Annotated in this window: 16 protein-coding genes; 5 read left to right on the top strand and 11 right to left on the bottom strand. The window is 38.9% G+C overall.

Annotated features, from left to right (window positions below):
• Nucleotides 1-26: 26 nt before the first annotated feature.
• From FLEMA_RS0136650 to FLEMA_RS0136670, 3 genes are all read right to left on the bottom strand, one after another.
• Complete coding sequence (locus FLEMA_RS0136650; RefSeq protein ID WP_026997899.1) at nucleotides 27-788, bottom strand: exodeoxyribonuclease III; 762 nt, start codon at nucleotides 786-788, stop codon at nucleotides 27-29.
• A gap of 94 nt (nucleotides 789-882) precedes the next feature.
• Nucleotides 883-1,233 (bottom strand): hypothetical protein, encoded by a 351-nt coding sequence (locus FLEMA_RS0136660; protein WP_026997900.1) that lies wholly within the window; start codon nucleotides 1,231-1,233, stop codon nucleotides 883-885.
• A 45-nt stretch (nucleotides 1,234-1,278) separates the two neighbouring features.
• Nucleotides 1,279-1,623: a carboxymuconolactone decarboxylase family protein gene (locus tag FLEMA_RS0136670; protein ID WP_026996575.1), complete on the bottom strand. Its 345-nt coding sequence runs from the start codon at nucleotides 1,621-1,623 to the stop codon at nucleotides 1,279-1,281.
• A 132-nt stretch (nucleotides 1,624-1,755) separates the two neighbouring features.
• Here FLEMA_RS0136670 and FLEMA_RS71480 point away from each other — a divergent pair, with 132 nt between their 5' ends.
• Complete coding sequence (locus tag FLEMA_RS71480) at nucleotides 1,756-2,439, top strand: ComF family protein (RefSeq protein WP_044172493.1); 684 nt, start codon at nucleotides 1,756-1,758, stop codon at nucleotides 2,437-2,439.
• Nucleotides 2,440-2,496: 57 nt separating this feature from the next.
• On the opposite strand, the gene gldJ is transcribed toward FLEMA_RS71480, so the two are convergent.
• From gldJ to FLEMA_RS0136735, 5 genes are all read right to left on the bottom strand, one after another.
• Nucleotides 2,497-3,744 carry a gliding motility lipoprotein GldJ gene (gene gldJ / locus FLEMA_RS0136695; RefSeq protein ID WP_026996577.1) on the bottom strand — a complete coding sequence of 416 codons (1,248 nt, stop codon included), beginning with the start codon at nucleotides 3,742-3,744 and terminating at the stop codon, nucleotides 2,497-2,499.
• Between the two features lie 162 nt (nucleotides 3,745-3,906).
• Nucleotides 3,907-7,272, bottom strand: coding sequence for a transcription-repair coupling factor (mfd, locus tag FLEMA_RS0136705; RefSeq protein WP_026996578.1), 3,366 nt, complete (start codon nucleotides 7,270-7,272; stop codon nucleotides 3,907-3,909).
• A gap of 125 nt (nucleotides 7,273-7,397) precedes the next feature.
• The gene (locus tag FLEMA_RS0136710) at nucleotides 7,398-9,038 is read right to left on the bottom strand and encodes an OmpA family protein (protein ID WP_026996579.1); all 1,641 of its coding nucleotides are present in this window, start codon (nucleotides 9,036-9,038) and stop codon (nucleotides 7,398-7,400) included.
• A gap of 69 nt (nucleotides 9,039-9,107) precedes the next feature.
• Nucleotides 9,108-9,689, bottom strand: coding sequence for an LOG family protein (locus tag FLEMA_RS71485; RefSeq protein ID WP_044172496.1), 582 nt, complete (start codon nucleotides 9,687-9,689; stop codon nucleotides 9,108-9,110).
• Nucleotides 9,690-9,766: 77 nt separating this feature from the next.
• A complete protein-coding gene (locus FLEMA_RS0136735; RefSeq protein WP_026996582.1) occupies nucleotides 9,767-10,678 on the bottom strand; it encodes a TIGR01777 family oxidoreductase in 912 nt (303 codons plus the stop codon).
• A 463-nt stretch (nucleotides 10,679-11,141) separates the two neighbouring features.
• Here FLEMA_RS0136735 and FLEMA_RS71490 point away from each other — a divergent pair, with 463 nt between their 5' ends.
• Both FLEMA_RS71490 and recO read left to right on the top strand, forming a co-directional pair.
• Nucleotides 11,142-11,948: a lysophospholipid acyltransferase family protein gene (locus FLEMA_RS71490; protein ID WP_044172498.1), complete on the top strand. Its 807-nt coding sequence runs from the start codon at nucleotides 11,142-11,144 to the stop codon at nucleotides 11,946-11,948.
• Nucleotides 11,949-11,952: 4 nt separating this feature from the next.
• Nucleotides 11,953-12,639 carry a DNA repair protein RecO gene (gene recO, locus FLEMA_RS71495; protein ID WP_044172500.1) on the top strand — a complete coding sequence of 229 codons (687 nt, stop codon included), beginning with the start codon at nucleotides 11,953-11,955 and terminating at the stop codon, nucleotides 12,637-12,639.
• Here the strand turns inward: recO and lptB are convergent.
• Nucleotides 12,636-13,367 carry an LPS export ABC transporter ATP-binding protein gene (gene lptB / locus FLEMA_RS0136790; protein ID WP_026997901.1) on the bottom strand — a complete coding sequence of 244 codons (732 nt, stop codon included), beginning with the start codon at nucleotides 13,365-13,367 and terminating at the stop codon, nucleotides 12,636-12,638. The genes recO and lptB overlap by 4 nt on opposite strands.
• 35 nt (nucleotides 13,368-13,402) lie before the next feature.
• A complete protein-coding gene (recJ, locus tag FLEMA_RS0136800; protein ID WP_026996584.1) occupies nucleotides 13,403-15,118 on the bottom strand; it encodes a single-stranded-DNA-specific exonuclease RecJ in 1,716 nt (571 codons plus the stop codon).
• Nucleotides 15,119-15,339: 221 nt separating this feature from the next.
• Here recJ and FLEMA_RS71500 point away from each other — a divergent pair, with 221 nt between their 5' ends.
• Nucleotides 15,340-16,683, top strand: a complete 1,344-nt coding sequence (locus tag FLEMA_RS71500) for a carbohydrate porin (RefSeq protein WP_044172502.1) — start codon at nucleotides 15,340-15,342, stop codon at nucleotides 16,681-16,683.
• Nucleotides 16,684-16,986: 303 nt separating this feature from the next.
• Complete coding sequence (locus FLEMA_RS71505; protein ID WP_218918538.1) at nucleotides 16,987-18,327, top strand: alpha-L-fucosidase; 1,341 nt, start codon at nucleotides 16,987-16,989, stop codon at nucleotides 18,325-18,327.
• A gap of 177 nt (nucleotides 18,328-18,504) precedes the next feature.
• Here the strand turns inward: FLEMA_RS71505 and FLEMA_RS0136885 are convergent, their stop codons facing one another.
• A complete protein-coding gene (locus FLEMA_RS0136885) occupies nucleotides 18,505-19,098 on the bottom strand; it encodes a NifU family protein (RefSeq protein WP_026997902.1) in 594 nt (197 codons plus the stop codon).
• Nucleotides 19,099-19,153 lie beyond the last annotated feature (55 nt).

Raw genomic sequence — 19,153 nt, forward strand, 5'->3', positions numbered from 1 at the left:
TACCCTAAATAGGTGTTGAAAAACGATTAATCTATTTCGACAAGAGCTGGACAATGGTCAGAGTGTTTTGCTTCGGGCAAAATTAAGGCTCTTTTCAAACGACCCTCAAGTGCTTTACTAGCACAATGGTAGTCGATACGCCAACCCAAGTTTTTTTGCCTTGCCCCTGCCCTAAAGCTCCACCAGGTATAATGATGAGGTTCTGGATTAAAATGGCGAAAAGTATCAATAAAACCACTTTCCAAAAAGCCACTCATCCATGCTCGTTCTTCGGGAAGGAATCCTGAGCTATTGGCATTGGATTTCGGGTTATGAATATCGATGGCTTGATGACAAATATTGTAGTCGCCCGAAATAATCAAATTGGGAAAATTAACTTTGAGCTGGTCAATATATTGCTGAAAATCAGCGAGCCATTGAAACTTGAAATCCTGACGCTCTTGGCCACTCGACCCCGAAGGCATATACACAGACATCAACGAAAAATCTTCAAAATCAGTACGTAATACACGCCCTTCACGGTCATAAATTTCAATTCCACAGCCATATTCAACATGTTTAGGCTTTATTTTAGTGAGAATTGCTACACCCGAATACCCTTTTTTCTCTGCCGAGTACCAATAAATATGGTAGCCGAGGTCTTCAAACAATTGTTTTTCTATTTGATTTTCATCAGCTTTTACCTCTTGCAAGCAAATCATATCTGGATTAGCTGCTTTTAACCAATCAACAAACCCTTTGGTAATAGCCGAGCGAATGCCATTTACATTATAAGTTATTATTTTCATAAAATACACTATCTGAAGAGAGCTTGGCAAGCTTGTTAGTTTTAGGTAGCCCCAAAACTAACAAGTACCTAACAATTTTGGAATAATTACAATTTTAAAATACTTCTTTCTCAAAATACTCAATCACATGAGCTTTCAAAAGTTTTTCTTGTTCAAGCATATTCACAAATGGAAGCTTTTGTACAAGCTCCCAATGTGGCCAGCCATCTTGATCGAGCCCTTTTAATTCATAAATACCCGAAAAGCTCAATACCTTACAAATAGCAATGTGCATAAGGTCTTGTTTTTCTTCTTTGGTAAAAAATCTATGGCCTTTACCGAGTTCCTGAACACCAATTAAAAAAAGGACAGCATTGAGGTCGGCAGGACGTTTGCCCAGAATTTGCTCAAGTTTGTCGAGGAGAATATCCCAACTTTGACTGAGGTTTTCTATTTCTAAATCCATTGTGTGAAAGCCTAAAATACCTATAAAACACGATATTAAAGCTATTTATTGTTCTTGATGAAGAGCCTCCCAATATTCTACAGCTCTTCTTAAATGAGGAATAACGATAGTACCACCAATCAAGGTTGCTACCGAAAAGATTTCTTGCATTTCGGCATCTGTTACACCCAATTCGTAGCATTTGCCAAGATGATACTTCACGCAGTCGTCGCAACGCAAAACCATAGAACACGAAAGTCCCATCATTTCTTTGGTTTTTTCAGACAAAGCACCCTCGGCATAAGTATTGGTATCGAGATTGAAAATTCTTTTGATTACTTTGTTATCAGAGGAAAGAATTTTTTCATTCATTTTTCCTCTATAGTCATTAAAATCTTTAACTAAACTCATGGTCTTAATTTGTTTCTGAATAAATATGATAAATTTGAGACAGCGAAATGCTAAAATACAAATAAAACGGCTGAAAGCCTGATGTTTCGGGCAAAGTCATAGCGTTTTTAACCAACAATAGATTCTACAAAGATGTTCAAAGCCTTTCTTAATTTGATTTTGCCCATAACCTGTTGTGGCTGTTCTGAGCCATTATCTTTTGGAGAAACACATTTGTGTACCCATTGCCGTTTTGAGCTTCCCAAAACCAATTCTCATATAGAATTTTACCCCAAACTGGTACATAAGTTTGCTGGTCGGGTAAATCTAAAATATTCATGGGCTTATTTGAAATACACCAAAGGCGGTATAGTGCAGCATATTATGCACAGTATTAAGTATGGAGGTAATCAGGCATTGGGTGCCATGCTAGGTGCTTGGTATGGAGCAGACCTTAAAGCCAGTGGTTTGGGCAACGAATTTGACCTTATTATTCCTGTGCCTTTGCATCGCAAGCGATTATTGGAACGAGGCTATAATCAATCGGCTTGTATTGCTGAAGGTATTGGGCAGGGATTGTGTATTGAAGTAAACGAAAAAGCGTTAATTAGAAAGCAAGCTACGGTATCTCAAATCCATAAAAAAAGGATAGAGAGATTTGAAAATGTACAAGATGTATTTGAAGTAGTACAACCCCATGAAATCAAGGGAAAACGAGTGGTTATTGTTGATGATACCCTTACTACAGGAGCCACCTTAGAGGCCTGCGTATTGGCCTTACTTGAGGCCAAGCCCCTAGATATATCTGTTATCGTACTGGCACATGCCGAACTATAAATAAAAAGGGCAAACCCCATACAGAATGAAGTTTGCCCTTTTTTAATTTTATAGGTCTTATTTGTTAGTACCAGCCCTAATCATAGCACAACGGAAACCGATTGTTGCTGTTGACGAATCTTGGTCTAAATAACGACGTGTTCCAGGAGCCAGCCAATAAGCTACATCAGCCCATGAACCACCTTTATAAACACGTGATTTGTTGTCAATCATCGAGTTGTTATTCTTTCTATCGTAGTTTTTAGCATTATCCAAGAAATCATTTCTACGAATAGGGTTTAAGTCGTTCATGTCTTCATAAGATAATGGACGATACAAGTCATATACCCATTCATTTACGTTTCCTGCCATTTGGTAAAGCCCAAAGTCATTGGGTGGATAGAAATATACTTCTGTCGTAATAATAGCTTTATCATTAGATTTTCCAGCAATACCAGCATAGTCACCACGGCCACGTTTGAAGTTGGCAAGCATCTGGCCTTTTTGTTTACCTCTTGACGAACGCATAGAAGGGCCGTCCCAAGGATAAATACGCTGATTGGTTTGGTTTTCATCTTCGTATTGAGTCCCAATCATAGCTTTGGCAGCATATTCCCATTCTGCTTCGGTAGGAAGGCGATAAGCTGGCAAAACAATACCCGATTCGATAGGTAAACGTTGACCTGCTGTAAAAGCTGGTGCGGCTTTTGTTTCGGCTGCAGCTTTACCTTTACGACCTTTTGTAGATGTTTTTTTACTACTTTTTGCATTTTTAAGAGCAAGATCGTTGTTTACAGCGGCTGTTCTCCAAGAACAATAGTCGGTAGCTTGAGTCCAAGACACACCCACCACAGGGTACATCCGGAAACCAGGGTAACGAAGGTATTGTTCGATATAAGAGTCGTTGAATGCTAGCTCGTCTTTCCAAACCAAAGTGTCGGGGAGAGCCGATTCATAAAATTCTTGAGAAGAATCTTTTTGAACAGCATTCAAGTATTCGAGGTAGTGAACATTGGCAATTTCTGTTTCATCCATATAGAATGATTGTACAGAAACCGTTCTTTCGAGGTTGTCGCGGGTGTTGATAACATCCTCTTCCAAAGCCCCCATTGTAAAACGCCCCCCCTCAATAAACACGAGGTTGGGGCCTGTTGGCTGGCCTTTAAATTTTTTATCTACTTGGAAACCACCTTTTTTGTTGTAAGAAATCCCAGTAGCTGTACTGTTTTTCCCTAGCTTAACACTATCAGGTTTTTTGCTTTTGCAGCTACTTACTAAGGCAATACCCATTAGTAATACTGCTGCTGATTTGAGAGACAATTTCATTTCTTAGATAATTGGATTGTCGTGATATGATTATGAATTACGTAAATCTACATTTGACTAAACACAAAATTAGTGTTTTTGGTATAAAAACCTTTTGTAATAGGCAATTTGTTTGTGCTTTTCCTAAAATGTTTTTGCCTTACACTTAGGCTCTTCGAGGAATTATCGTGCAATAATGTTGGTTAAAATAGCATTCAACTCGTCGATAGAGGTTATTTTTTCAAAAATCAACATGATACGCCCTTTGGCTTCTTTCATCGAACATTTCTTAGAGTTGACTTTAATATAATCAAGAATCTTGCCAAAAACTGCTGATTTATAATACCTTTCGTTCTGGGAAGAAACGAAGAAACACTTTAAGTTATTATTCTTGAGTAATATTTTTTCGATTCCTAGCATTTCGGCTTTCCATCTAACACGCACAATATCAATCATATCGTTGACTTCAGGTGGAATCGGCCCAAATCTATCCAATACTGATTTTTGGAAATTTTGAAGGTCTTCTTCCGATTTCATATCGTCGAGTTGAGTATAAAGCGAAAGCCTCTCCGAAATACTGCTAACATATTGTTCTGGAATAAGTACTTGTAAGTCAGTTTCTATTTGGCAGTCAACTTTCAATTTTTGAGCCGTTTCAGACAAATCTTGTTCAAATAAAGCTCTGAATTCATTTTCCTTTAATTCCTGAACTGCTTCATCCAAAATTTTATGATACATTTCATAACCAAGGTCTGTAATAAAGCCACTCTGTTCGGCTCCAAGTAGGTTACCCGCCCCACGAATATCTAAATCTCGCATAGCTACTTTGAAACCATCGCCCAAATCCGAAAACTCTTCTAATGCTCCCAATCTTTTTCGGGCATCGGTTGTAAGCAATGATAAGGCAGGGGTTAGCAAATAACAAAAAGCCTTTTTATTTGAACGCCCTACCCTACCCCGCATCTGGTGCAAATCAGAAAGCCCAAAGTGATTGGCATGGTTGATAATCATGGTATTGGCATTTGGAATATCTAAGCCTGATTCTATGATATTGGTAGAAACCAATACATCATAATGCCCTTCTATAAAGCCCATCATTACTTTTTCGAGCTTTTCGCCATCCATTTGTCCATGAGCAATCCCTATTTTGGCATCGGGAACAAGCCTCAGTATTGTATTAGCTATTGATTCTAATTCGCCAACACGATTATGAACAAAATAGACTTGACCACCACGTTTTAGCTCATAACTAACAGCATCACGAATAAGAATATCGTTAAAAACATGTAGTTCGGTCGTAACAGGCTGACGGTTGGGCGGAGGTGTTGCTATTACCGACAAATCACGTGCTCCCATAAGCGAAAAATGAAGCGTCCTTGGAATTGGCGTGGCTGTTAGGGTAAGCACGTCTATATTTACCCGCATTTCTTTGAGGCGGTCTTTTACTTTTACTCCAAACTTTTGCTCTTCGTCAATAATCATCAAGCCAAGGTTTTTGAAAAGTACGTCTTTATTAACAATACGGTGCGTACCAATCAGAATATCGGTTTGGCCATTGGCTACCCTTTTGAGGGTTTCTTTGATTTGTTGGGTCGATTTAAAACGGTTGATATATTCTACACGACAAGGAAAATGCTCTAGTCTATCTCTGAAAGTTCTGAAATGTTGCATGGCTAGTACCGTTGTAGGTACTAAAATGGCCACTTGTTTGGAATCGGCAACGGCCTTGAATGCCGCACGAATAGCTACTTCTGTTTTGCCAAAACCTACATCTCCACAAACCAACCTATCCATTGGGTTAGGTTTCTCCATATCGGCTTTTACGTCGGCTGTTGCCTTAGCTTGGTCGGGGGTATCTTCATAGATAAATGACGATTCGAGTTCGGCTTGAAGGAAACTATCGGGCGAAAAAGCAAACCCTTTGGCCATTCTGCGTTGTGCATAAAGGGCAATAAGCTCTTTGGCAATATCCTGAACTTGTTTTTTTACCCTAGATTTTTTGTTTTCCCATTCTGGCGAACCCAATTTTGACATGGTTGGGGGACCACCTTCACGGCCAGAATATTTAGAAATTTTGTGTAAAGAATGAATCGAAACCATCAATACGTCATTGTCTCTAAATATAAGCCTAATAGCTTCCTGTTCGGATTGCCCAACGGTTACTTTATCGAGTCCCGCAAAACGCCCAATTCCGTAGTCGACATGGGTAACATAGTCGCCCACTTGTAGCGATTTTAGTTCTTTAAGAGTAAGAGCTTTTGATTTTGAATATTTGCTTTTTTCACGAAAACGATGAAATCTATCAAAGATTTGGTGGTCGGTATAACAAGTAATTTTGTTTTGTTCATCAATAAAACCTTCTCTCAACGAAATATTGAGAGGCTGAAACCTTACATTCTGGTCTATTTCTTCAAAAATCGTGGTGAGTCGTTCTAACTGCCGATGCGATTCGGACGAAATGATGTTGGTAAAATGAAAACCTTGATGCTCTCGTAGGTTATCGGCAAGGCGTTTAAAATCTTTGTTGAATGAAGGCTGTACTTTTGCTTGATAAAGCAGCTTTTCAGTTCCAGTTTTAAAATAAAATCTTTTTCCAAACTCAACAGTACCAAATGTTTTTATCTGATTAAGAAAACTTTTGCGGGTTTCAAAAAGTTGGTTGGGGTCGGAAACTACCTGAATACCGCCACTTCGAGCCAAAATTTGCTGCAAATTAGTTTCTACTTTTTCAAAACATTTCTCAACGATTTCCAAAGTCATTTCTACATCCTTAAACCAAAGACGGGTATTTTCGGGGAAAAAACTCAAAAAAGGTTCTCTGGTTTCTTGAATCAATTTGGTTTGCACATCAGGAATAATATTGATTCTAGAAACAGATTCTACCGATAATTGGGTTTCGGGGTCGAAAGTACGAATACTTTCGACTTCATCGCCAAAGAGGTCGATACGGTAAGGTAGCTCGTTGGCATAGCTAAAGACATCTATGATACCACCCCTAATAGAAAACTGGCCAGCTTCAAAAACAAAATCTGTTTTTTCAAAATCATAACTGCTTAGCATTTCGGCCAAAAATGCCGTGTCTAGTTTTTCGTTGATAGAAACAGTAAGGGTATTTTTGAGCAGAGAACGTCGGTTAATAACCTTTTCAGAAAGAGCTTCAGGATATGAAACAATGATAATACCTTCAGATTTGGGGTTATTGTTGAGCTTATTTAATACCTCGGCACGCATCAAAACATTGGCATTGTCGATATCTTCGTACTGATAAGCCTTTTTGTAAGACATTGGAAAAAGTAGGGGTATTTCGTCGCCAAGCAAACTTTGTAAGTCGTTGATGAAATAGGCAGCTTCTTCACGGTCGGGCAAAATGAATAAATGCGACTGACTGGTATTTTGGAGGTATAACGATGCGGCCAAAATAGCGTCCAAACTTCCCATTAATCCTTTAACTTGAATATGTGGATATTGAGAAATAGACTTGAGTTGCTCCGAAATCATTTGCACAAAACTGTCTTCACGGTAGAGCTTTAGGAAATCTTTAACGAGCATGATTTAAGGAAATAAGAAAGTATGAAAGACAAAACACCATTAGCCACAAAGACCCAAATACCGAATATTTGAGTCTTTGTGGCTATGTATATTACAAAAATAACGGGAAAAAGCGGGAAAAAGTTTTAATTCTTCAAAATCTCAAATTCTACCCGTCGGTTAATGGCCTGATTTTCGGGAGTATCGTTTGCTACTTTTGGCCTGTTTTTGCCATATCCTTTGGCAGTGATGCGTTCGGGGGCAATACCACGGCCAAGTAGGTAGGTGCGTACAATATCGGCTCGCTCTTGCGAAAGGCGGTTATTGATTTCGTCTGTGCCTACGTTGTCTGTATGTCCACTGATTTCGGTGGTAATACGACTATTAGTTTTGAGAAAATCAGCAATACGATTTAGCTCTGGATAAGACTCAGGACGAAGAGCTGCTTTTCCAAACTCGAAGAAGATGTTATTCATTGTTACTTTTGTACCTGCCTCAATAGGAGCTACAGCTATATCTTTACCTTCTATTTCAAGGTATTTACCATTGATTTTACTGAGGTCGATATTTTGCGAGCTACCCACATATCCTTCTATTTGTGTGGTAATACCATAGTTTTTGCCATAAGGCAATACAATTTTGTAAATACCACTAATAGGGTCGGGGCTGGCTTGGCCAAGTTCTTTTCCTGTAGTTAAATCTTCATAAATAATTTTGGCATTTTTAGGTACTTTACCTGTTTTGCTATCTATCAGTTTTCCCGAAACTAATACCACTGGGTCTGATTTGGTATTTTCAGGCTTGTCTGCAGGTTTTTTACTAGCCAAAATAGAAGGGTTGTTGGCTGGTTGAGCCTGAATGGGGCTGCTCTGCGAAACATCTAGTTTAAGGCGGAAAATATCTTTTTTGCCAAGCGACCCTTTGCCAGAAATAAAATAAGCATAATCGCCAGAAGCAGGAATGGTATAATAAGCGTCATATTCCTCGGTATTGATAGGTTCACCAATATTTTGAGGTTCAGTCCAATGAATCCACGTATCGTCTTTTCTCTTAGCAACATAAATATCATTACTACCCTTGCCCCCTTCACGATTGCTTGAGAAATAGAGTGTTTTGCCGTCGGCAGCTAGGAAAGGGGTGGTTTCGGTACTATTGGTATTGATGTCATCGCCAAGATTCATTGGAGTAGACCAAGTGCCATCATTTTCAAGGAAAGAAGCATAAATATCGTCTTCATCTGAGTTCTTTTTTTCGGAAAAAGCCATTAATAAAACCTTTCCATCGGCCGATAGAAAGCCATATTCGTTTTTCCCACGACTCAAACGTTCATATTTAGGCACGTCTATTTTTTTGGGAACACTCCAGCCCGTTTCAGTTTTTTTGGCAATCGAAAAACCACGAGTTTCATACTGGCCATTTACATAAGACCCCTTTACCAAGATGGTTTGGCCATCGGGCGAAATACTCAGAATACTGTTATATTGGTCTCGATTAAGGGTTTCGGGCATTCGGCGAGCGTTGGTCCATGCCCCCATTGTGTTTTCCGAAAACCAAATGTCTTGTGAACCCGCAATTTGTTCAGAGCCATTGACACCGTACTTATTTTGAGGGTGATTTTTGCGACCAAAATAAAGGGTTTTTCCATCAGGAGCCATCACAGGGTTCAGTTCAGAATATTCGGTATTAACCGCCGTACCAAGGTTTTCGGGTTTGTTTTGAGCGAGAATATCGGTCATCGAAACCGTGCCAACCAGAAGGTAAGCGAGTATGTTGTTATGGTTTTTCATTCCAAAAATAGCGTGCTTGAATAACGAATGATTAATATTAGGCAAAACGAATAGGCGTAAAAAAGATTGTTAGGCTTTATCAATCCACTTACCAACAGGGAAATCTGGGTAGTCGGCTTGTTCCATTCTATTGAGTAAGCTTTCAAAATTATCATCAATAAAAAGCATATCGAGGTTTACTTGTTTCAAGAAACCCTCCTCAACCATCTTGGCCATCATTTGAATAAGTGGGTCAAAAAAGCCATTGACATTCAATAAGCCTACAGGCATTTGATGGAGGCTGAGTTGCTTCCAAGTAAGTATTTCAAAAAGCTCGTCGAGTGTACCCCAGCCACCAGGCAAAGCAACAACGCCATCCGAAATTTTGGCCATTAATTGTTTGCGTTCGTGCATCGTTTCTACCACATGCGTTTCGGTAAGACCAGTATGTTGTACCTCCCACTTTTCCATAAATGATGGAATCACACCTATCACCTTACCCTTATTGGCTAACACCGCATCAGCAATCGTACCCATGATACCAACGCTTCCAGCACCATAAACTAATGTTTTATCTTTATCTGCTAATGTTTTTCCTGCTTGGGTAGCAGTATTTTTATAAATTTCATTGAAGCCTAACGACGAGCCGCAATACACTAAAATATTTTTCATGCTGAAAAGTTTGTGTGACTAAATTGAATAATATATTAAGAAACACAAAATAAGCTCTTTTCTGGAAAGTGTAGAAATCAATGCGATAAAATATCGTTAAGTGCCAATGATAGGTCTTCAAATTGGTACACAAAGTCGGTCTCTTTTTTGATACGATTATTAAGTACATAATTACCTCCTAGTACCAAACAGGCTAGTTCTCCAAATACTAGCTTTAATGCAAAAGCAGGTACATTGGGAAGCCATAATGGACGTTTTAATACCTGTGCAGATAATCGAGTGAGCGTTCGGTTGGTTGCTGGGTTAGGAGCTACTGCATTATATATTCCCTTCATTTGTTCATCAAACAGCGATTTGATAAATAATTTACACAAATCATCAATATGAATCCATGACTGAAATTGCTTGCCAGTACCAAGTGCCGCTCCAACGCCCCACTTAATTGGAAGGGTGATTTTGGGCAATGCTCCTCCTTGATTGCTCAGTACAATACCTATTCTAAGTTTGGTAGTACGAATGCCCAAAGTTGCTATTGTATCGGCTGAGGCTTCCCAAGCAAGCGTACATGTGGCCACAAAATCATGACCATGTGGGTATTCTTCCGAGATACGCTCCTCGCCAGTATCAGCTCCATAATAGCCAATACCCGAAGCCGACACAAACGCCTTGATATGATGCTTGAGTGAACCAAGCTTTTTAGCAATAAGCTCAATGGAGGCTGTCCGTGAAAAGATGATTTCTTGTTTTCGGGCGTCTGTCCAAGGCTTATCAGCAATACCAGCTCCTGCCAAATGAACCAAATAGTCGGCCTGAAGTAAAGCCTCGTCGTCGATGATTCCTTTGGCTATATCCCAATGATAGGTTTTTACTTGCGTATTGGTATTAGTAGGAGTACGACTTAGGTGCGAAACCGTATGACCTTGAGCTATTAGTAGGGCTGTTAAACGGCTGCCTACAAGTCCAGTACCACCTGTAATGAGTATATTCATGATTGAAAGGGTTGTTTTTAAGATAACAATATCATTAGCTAAGAGTTTGAGCGAAATGTAATAAATATTGATTTTCAATAAGTTATATTTCGATTAAACGTTCAGTCGAGTATTTGATAAAGATTTCTATCAATAGGCCTTTGGCCAATGCCGTTAAAACAGACAATGCTCTATTCTTCATGAAGCTAAAGGTACTTTAGGTGAGGGTAATATGCCTATAAAATATATCATAAATAGCGTTATTTCGATTGATTTATTATAGAATGAACGTTTGGTCGGTATATATTTTATTTGTCTTTAGATGGCAAAATAGGTTAAACCTAACAAGTTGTAGAATTGCTTCAATTTGCTAAAGCCATATAATTTTATCAAAAAAATATCTATCTTCGATTTTGGGATAAGTGCCCAGACAGGTTATAGGGTTATCCAAATAGATTCATCTCAAAACTGCTAATTAAAAAAAATGAAGCTGCATATCAAGAGTTTTTTATCTATGTTTGATGTTTTTGGTATTTTGGAAAGAGACCCATTTGGCAATTCCATGATAGTAAAAAGAATCATCATGTTTGTATTAGGTTGGATTACTTATGGGCGGTTGCGGGTATATAACAAAACCCGAATTTCGGGTACAGAACATTTAGAAAATTTACCACAAACAGGCGTATTATTTCTATCCAACCATCAAACCTATTTCATGGATGTAATATGTTTGTATCATGTTTTCTTTAGTGTAAAATGGGGCTTTCGTAATTCGATTAATTTCCCAGTATATTTGTTGGCCCCTAGGTCACGACTATTTTATGTAGCGGCTTCCGAAACGATGAAAGAAGGAGGTTTGTTGCCACGTATTTTCTCGCAGGCTGGAGCTATTTTGGTGAATCGCTCGTGGCGAGCCAAAGGGCAGAATGTACAAAGAGAGGTAGATTCTTCGGCCAATGACAAAGTTGGAAAAGGATTAAAATATGGCTGGGTTGTTAGCTTTCCGCAAGGAACAACCACTCCTTACGCCCCACTTCGTAAAGGAACGGCTCATTTAATCAAGGCTCATAACCCTATTGTTGTGCCTGTTGTAATTAACGGTTTTAGAAGGGCTTTTGATAAAAAAGGATTGCTTTTCAAAAAACGTAATACAACGCTGTCTGTAACATTTAAAGCTCCTATCAGGTTTGACCCAGATATGTCTACCGACGAAATTATGCACATATTAAGAGAACAAATAGAACAGCGTATTCCTGTTGAAAAATTGAAATGGAGACACGAAGAATCGTAATGGTATGTTGAATAAATCAAAGGGAATAGTTATCAATTATGTAAAGTATAAAGAAACGTCTATTATCGTGAAGATTTATACTGAAGAGTTTGGTATTCAGACCTATATCGAAAATGGTGTGAGAAGCTCAAGGTCGAAGAATAAAATTGCGTTGTTTCAGCCTTTAACTCTCTTAGATTTGGTGATTTATCATAAAGAAGGAAAGGATATTCAACGTATTGCCGAAATAAAATGTAATCATCCTTTCCATGAAATTCCGTATCAAATAGCCAAGTCTTCTATTGCCATGTTTATTACTGAAATACTGGTAAAAACCCTGAAAGAGGAAATGGCCAATAAGCAATTATTTGCTTTTGTGAATGATTCGATTGTGTGGCTTGATGAAGCCAAAGATCATTTTCAAAATTTCCATTTACAGTTTTTACTGAAGCTGTCGGCGTATCTAGGCTTTCTGCCTGAAACAGCTCAAGAAATGGCCGATGAATTAGCTTTACACGGACTGACCATCCAAGACAAGTCTGTTGTTATTGCTATCGAATCGCTATTGGTATCAGAATATGACAGGCCTCCCCTATTAACACTTACTCAGCGAAATACTATTTTGGCAATAACGCTCCAATGGTTTCATTTGCACATAGAGTCGATGGGCGAAATAAAGTCTTTGGCGGTATTGAAGGAGACTCTCCATTAGATTTTTCTTTTTAGCTCAAAATGTTTCCCTAAGTAAAGTCTTCTTACTTGTTCGTCATCGGCCAATTCTTGTGGAGTGCCTGCCTTGAGGATTTTTCCTTCAAAAAGTAAATAGGCACGGTCGGTAATCGACAAGGTTTCGTCGACATTGTGGTCGGTAATAAGAATACCGATATTACGAAATTTTAGCTTAGCCACAATACCTTGAATTTCTTCAACAGCAATAGGGTCAACTCCCGCAAAGGGTTCGTCCAACAAAATAAATTTAGGGTCTACAGCCAAAGCCCGAGCAATTTCGGTACGCCGCCGCTCGCCCCCCGACAATACTTGACCCAAGTTTTTTCTTACATGAGTTAGCGAAAACTCTTCTAAGAGTTGTTCGGTTTTCTCTTTTTGTTCTTTCTTCGAAAGACTTGTCATTTCCAAAACAGCTAAGATATTCTCTTCTACCGAGAGGGTTCTAAATACCGATGCTTCTTGAGCCAAATAGCCTATACCTAGCCTAGCACGTTTATACATGGGTAGGTCGGTTACATCTATATCGTCGAGGTAAACTTTGCCAGAGTTGGGTTTTACTAAGCCAGTAGCCATATAAAACGACGTTGTTTTGCCTGCTCCATTGGGGCCAAGCAAGCCTACAATTTCGCCTTGTGCTACTTGATAACTTACGTTGTTGTTGACCAAACGCTGTCCGTATTTCTTAACTAAATTCTCTGTTCTGAGTATCATATTTTGTCTTGGATGGAAATAAAATCATATTAACGCTAATCGTTGTCAAACTTTATATCTTTCAACATCAGCTGAAAGCTTTTCTTACCTTGCCACTCGTTGATTTCTATGGTATAGCAAATCGAGAAAGTAGGCGTAGTTTGGAGTCGTTCAAAGAAATCGTCGACCATACCAAAACCTACGCAGGTAAAGGCAGGAGAGCCTTCTTGATAAGCATTGAATTTAAGATGCTTTTCTTTCATTTTCATGGGCACACCATGAATTTTTACATGCTTACTCACAAATACAGGAGTCATATTGAGTGGGCCAAAAGGCGACATCTGACTCATGATTCGGTAGAATTTATCTGTAATAGCCGAAAGGGGCAAATTCAAATCTACCTCAATCATGGGCGAAAGTTGTTCGGGTAAAATACGCTGTGCTACGATTTCCTCAAATTTTCTACGGAAATTTTCTACTTCCGAAATCTCCAACGATAATCCAGCAGCAAACGTATGTCCACCAAATTGAATCAAATGTTCGGAACAGGCTTCTATTGCTTCATAAACATCAAACCCTGGTACAGACCTAGCAGAACCAGCGGCTTGGCCATGCGATTCGGTAAGAATAATGGTGGGGCGGTGGTATTGCTCGATACAACGGCTTGCCACAATACCAATAACCCCTTTATGCCATTTTTCGTTGAATAGAACCGTACTTTTAGCAGAAACAAACGCTTCGTTGGCCGAAATCATTTCGAGGGCTTCGCCTGTAATAGCAGTATCAAGTCCTTTGCGGTCGATATTATGTTTACTAATAATTTGGGCAAAATCGGTTGCCTCCTCATCGTTTTCAGATAAAAGAAGGTTAACGGCATCGTAGGCGTGTTTGATTCTACCAGCTGCGTTAATTCTTGGGCCAAGGCCAAAAACCACTTTGGTAATATCCATTTTACCTTCTAAAGATGCCGACTTAATGAGGGCTTTCAATCCTGTTCTTGGCAAGGTGTTGAGCTGTTGCAAACCAAAATAAGCCAACACCCGATTCTCGCCAACAATAGGCACAATGTCGCACGAAATACTGGTTACAACTAAATCCAGATAGGGCAATAGTAAACTTTCTGAAATGTCATGTACTTGGCAATAAGCCTGCAAAAGCTTGAAGCCAACCCCACAGCCCGTTAGTTCTTTGAAAGGATAGCCACAATCATCTCGCTTGGGGTCTAGTACTGCCACAGCAGGCGGTAGGTCGCTGTCGGGACGGTGGTGGTCACAAATAATAAAATCAACGCCATGTTCTTTAGCCCATTGTACCTTATCTGTCGACTTGATTCCACAGTCGAGGCTTACAATGAGTTTAAAGCCATTTTCGTAAGCATATTCAATCCCCTTTTGCGAAACGCCATATCCTTCGGTATAGCGGTCGGGTATATAAAACTCAAGATTTTGATAAACATTTTTATGTAAAAAGCCATAGAATGTTGCTACCGAGGTAGTACCATCGACATCGTAATCGCCATACACCAAAATTTTCTCTTGTCGTTCAATCGCCTCGGTAAGTCTAGCTACAGCCTTATCCATATCGGCCATAAGGAATGGGTTATGCAATTGGTCTAAACTTGGACGAAAAAAGGTTTTGGCTTCATCAAAAGAAGTAATACCTCGCTGTCCTAGAAGTGTAGCAATTTCGGGCGATATCTGGATAGTTCGCACCAATTCTTCTACCGTATTATTGGATGGGTTAGGCTTAAATATCCAACGTTTTTCTACCATGAAAATATTTTTATGAATCAAAAATTTCCTTTAAAAATCTAAAGTAGTTACAAAGTTAAACCTTGTTATTTGGCATTTCAATTAATTAAGCTCTTTTAAAGAAAATTAACGTTTAGTTAAAAACAATTAGATTGAAGTATATTAGGCAATAAATCGTCGAAAGTCTATACTTTTGCAGAATTTTAATCAACTCTTTCCCACTTCAAAATCAGATTATTAGCATGAAAAAAGTAGTATGTGCATGCGTTATTGCTCTATGGTGTTTTTGTGATATAGCTTTTACTCAGAATCAAAATTGGTCTCTTCATTTTCAACAAACGGTTATTTCTCAGCATAAACCGTCTTTTAAAGTTCCTTATGAAGGAGCAAACAGCTTGTCAGATACAGCCGAAACACAAACCTCTTTAACTACTACCATATTTATAGGCCGAAGGCTTTGGTCAGGAGCGGCTCTTTTTATCAACCCTGAATTGGCGGGTGGTAGTGGCCTTTCACAAGCCCGAGGCATTGCTGGTTTTACTAATGGCGAATGCTTTAGAATAGGTAACCCTGCTCCTGCGATTTATATGGCTCGTATGTTTATTCGTCAAGATATTGCCTTGTCTGATGAGCGAAATGGAAAACTCGGTAAGCACGTAATCGGAGAGCAACACGCTTATCCTACTGGTAAAGAGGATGATGGTATTAATAGTATTGCTGGCGAACGACCGCTCAATCGACTAACATTTGTACTTGGTAAGTTTTCGATAGCTGATTTTTTTGATAATAACCTTTATGCACACGACCCTCGAACCCAGTTTATGAACTGGTCATTAATGGCCAATGGAGCTTGGGATTATCCTGCCAATACAAGAGGATACACTTGGAATGCCTTGCTAGAGTATGTTCGTGAAAAATGGGCTGTGCGTGTGGCCACATCGCTTGTACCTACCTATGCCAACGGCCCTACACTAAACTGGAGTTGGTCTGGCAACCAGTCAAATACCCTAGAAATAGAAAAAAGTACCAATATCATGGGCTTGGTAGGAAAAGTACGAGTGCTAGGATTTTATACAACAACTATTATGGGTAGTTATGATTTGGCTGCTCAAATGACCTCGCCCGATATAACTGCTACACGAGCTACTGGTAGAAATAAATATGGTGTTGGTATCAATTTGGAACAAGCTGTAGCCAAAGATGCGGGGGTATTTTTTCGGGCGTCTATCAACGATGGCAAAAACGAAACATGGGCTTTTACTGAAATAGACCAAGCTATTAGTGCAGGGTATGTCAATACCAATCCTTTTGGAAGACAAGATGATTCGTTTGGTCTAGCGGTAGCATTGAATGGTATATCAAAAGAACACCGTAATTACTTAAATAAAGGAGGGTATGGGTTTATTATTGGCGATAGTAAATTGCCCAATTATGCTGCCGAAACCATAAGTGAAATCTATTATTCAGCCAAAATTACTGACTGGCTAACCCTTTCTCCCAATTATCAATTTATTATGAATCCTGCCTATAATAAAGACCGTGGCCCAGTACATGCCTTTGCGTTGAGGGTACATTCCGAATTTTAATATTCGATCTCTTTATTTTGCTTGCTAAAGGCACAAGAAGGTTTTAGGCAATTGCTCAGAAGCCATTTTGTGCTATAGTATCAATTGATTGCGTGCACTGTTATATCAAATTTCTGAATAGGGTTAAAAAAGGCTTTGTATTTCATTCATAGAAGTGGAATAAGGCTCATAAATTCGAAATTTTTTAACCCCTCAGATATCATTAATTGGGTATTTTAAAAGTCTTTTCTCTTTACCAAAAGAAGCTGTTTTATCGTTAAATTAGCTTTCCCAATTTTCCTCAATATTAAAACTATCTATTTCGTGAAAAAAATTACAAGAATCCTTCAATGGGGTTTGATGATTGTTCTTGGAGGACAGTTATCGCTTGCCCAACAAACTAACGTGCCTCATTCGTTACAAGAAAGAATGCAGTGGTTTCAAGATGCCAAACTTGGGGTATTTATCCACTGGGGTATTTATGCCGTAAAAGGAGTAGATGAAAGCTGGAGTTTTTATAATAAAAAAATCAGTTATAAAGATTATATGAGTCAGCTCAATGGCTTTACTGCTAGCAAGTACAATCCCGAAGAATGGGCTGCTCTTATCAAAGAAAGTGGGGCTGGTTATGCTGTACTTACAACCAAACATCACGATGGTGTAGCTTTGTGGCCCACCAAAGAAAACCATTATAGCGTGGTAAAGAACGCTCCTGCTAAAAGAGATTTACTCAAACCATTTTTTCAAGCTCTTGATAAATATGGCATTAAGCGGGGGGCATATTTCTCGCTTATCGACTGGAGTCATCCCGACTACCCTGCTATTACACGAGATAGCAACCGTTATAAAATGGAAAATGATCCTGCTCGTTGGCAAAGATTCCAAAAGTTTTTGCATGCCCAAATTGCCGAACTAAATACCAATTATAAGCCCGACTTATGGTGGTTTGATGGCGAATGGGAGCATAATGCTAAAGAATGGCAAGCTGAAAAAATCAATGCTAGTATTCTTCAGGCTAACCCTTGGGCTATTAGCAACGACCGATTACAGGACTTTGGCAATTATGAAACCTATGAGCAAACAATACCTCCAACCAAACCCAAGAAATTTCCATATTGGGAAGCCTGTATGACTTCTAATTTGAATTGGGGCTATCATCCCGACGATACCAATTATAAAACGCCTTATCAAGTGATTTCTATTTTTGCCGATGTAATTAGCAATGGCGGTGTGTATTTGTTTGATATAGGCCCCAAAGAAGATGGTACAATTTCTACCGAACAGGTACATTTATTGAAAGAACTTGGTAAATGGAATAAAAAACACAAAGAAGCCATTTTTGGTACATTGGCAGGTATTGAGGCTGGTCATTTTTATGGCCCCACAACCATTGCCAAAGATTCAACTACCTTGTACTTATTTTTGCAACCTAATACCAGCGGACAAGTTATGCTAAAGGGACTTGACAATACCATCAAGAAAATACGTGTAGTGGGTACAAATCATCTGTTGACCCACCAAGTACAAAGTAAAATGACATGGGGAAATGTACCAGGAATTGTCTACATAAATATACCTGCCGAGGTCAATGACCAATACATGACTGTACTAGCGTTGGAGTTAGATAAGCCCCTGAAAATGTATAAAAGTGATGGCGAAAAATAGTAAATCTATTTAGATACAAAGACCGAATTACAGATACAGTACGGCTAAACAAGCATTAAATTAAACCTAAAACTTTTATAAGCATTTATACGGCTTTAACTAAAAAAAGCTAGGTAGTTGGGCTCTATAACAGAACCCAACTACCTAGCTTTTTTTTAGTGGCTTTTTGATTAGCTATTAAACACCTTCGGCTACTACTTCTTTCACCTCAGGAACCATTCTTGTAAGTAAATTTTCAATACCAGCCTTCAAAGTCATTGTAGAAGAAGGACAGCCCGAGCAAGAGCCCTGTAATAATACTTTCACAGTACCCTCGTTGAACGAATGAAAGTTGATTGCTCCACCATCAGATTCAACAGCAGGACGAACATATTGGTCTAAAACAGCCTTGATTTTCACAACAGTATCTGAATCTGGCTCGCCCGACGAAGCGGTTTCATGAGCTTTGATAGTAGATTGAGTGAAAACTTCTTTTTTATCTTCAAAGAATTTTTTCAAAAATTGTTTTAAGTTAAATAATTGGTCTTCCCATTTTGTTTCTTCGTCTTTGGTAATTGTAACGAAGTTAGATGAGATAAACACTCTTCTCACAAAATCAAATCCGAAAATCTCAACAGCCAAAGGTGAGTTTTTATCTTCTGCAATAGCTTCTGATGGCGTTGCATAGTCAAAAGACGCTCCTTCTGGAACTAATTCAAAATTGAAGACAAACTTCATTGAATTAGGATTGGGCGTTGATTCTGTATAAATAAATATTTGTGATTTTAACATGATTCCTTCGTAATTTGTTTATTGGACTTGGTTGTTCTAACAAATACTATTCAAA

Source organism: Flectobacillus major DSM 103 (genome assembly GCF_000427405.1).
Taxonomy (GTDB): Bacteria; Bacteroidota; Bacteroidia; order Cytophagales; family Spirosomataceae; genus Flectobacillus; species Flectobacillus major.

Excerpts from the sequence above, each read along its gene's own strand:
- FLEMA_RS0136650 (WP_026997899.1), bottom strand. The coding sequence starts at position 788 with ATGAAAATAATAACTTATAATGTAAATGGCATTCGCTCGGCTATTACC.
- FLEMA_RS0136660 (WP_026997900.1), bottom strand. The coding sequence starts at position 1,233 with ATGGATTTAGAAATAGAAAACCTCAGTCAAAGTTGGGATATTCTCCTC.
- FLEMA_RS0136670 (WP_026996575.1), bottom strand. The coding sequence starts at position 1,623 with ATGAGTTTAGTTAAAGATTTTAATGACTATAGAGGAAAAATGAATGAA.
- FLEMA_RS71480 (WP_044172493.1), top strand. The coding sequence starts at position 1,756 with ATGTTCAAAGCCTTTCTTAATTTGATTTTGCCCATAACCTGTTGTGGC.
- gldJ (WP_026996577.1), bottom strand. The coding sequence starts at position 3,744 with ATGAAATTGTCTCTCAAATCAGCAGCAGTATTACTAATGGGTATTGCC.
- mfd (WP_026996578.1), bottom strand. The coding sequence starts at position 7,272 with ATGCTCGTTAAAGATTTCCTAAAGCTCTACCGTGAAGACAGTTTTGTG.
- FLEMA_RS0136710 (WP_026996579.1), bottom strand. The coding sequence starts at position 9,038 with ATGAAAAACCATAACAACATACTCGCTTACCTTCTGGTTGGCACGGTT.
- FLEMA_RS71485 (WP_044172496.1), bottom strand. The coding sequence starts at position 9,689 with ATGAAAAATATTTTAGTGTATTGCGGCTCGTCGTTAGGCTTCAATGAA.
- FLEMA_RS0136735 (WP_026996582.1), bottom strand. The coding sequence starts at position 10,678 with ATGAATATACTCATTACAGGTGGTACTGGACTTGTAGGCAGCCGTTTA.
- FLEMA_RS71490 (WP_044172498.1), top strand. The coding sequence starts at position 11,142 with ATGAAGCTGCATATCAAGAGTTTTTTATCTATGTTTGATGTTTTTGGT.
- recO (WP_044172500.1), top strand. The coding sequence starts at position 11,953 with ATGTTGAATAAATCAAAGGGAATAGTTATCAATTATGTAAAGTATAAA.
- lptB (WP_026997901.1), bottom strand. The coding sequence starts at position 13,367 with ATGATACTCAGAACAGAGAATTTAGTTAAGAAATACGGACAGCGTTTG.
- recJ (WP_026996584.1), bottom strand. The coding sequence starts at position 15,118 with ATGGTAGAAAAACGTTGGATATTTAAGCCTAACCCATCCAATAATACG.
- FLEMA_RS71500 (WP_044172502.1), top strand. The coding sequence starts at position 15,340 with ATGAAAAAAGTAGTATGTGCATGCGTTATTGCTCTATGGTGTTTTTGT.
- FLEMA_RS0136885 (WP_026997902.1), bottom strand. The coding sequence starts at position 19,098 with ATGTTAAAATCACAAATATTTATTTATACAGAATCAACGCCCAATCCT.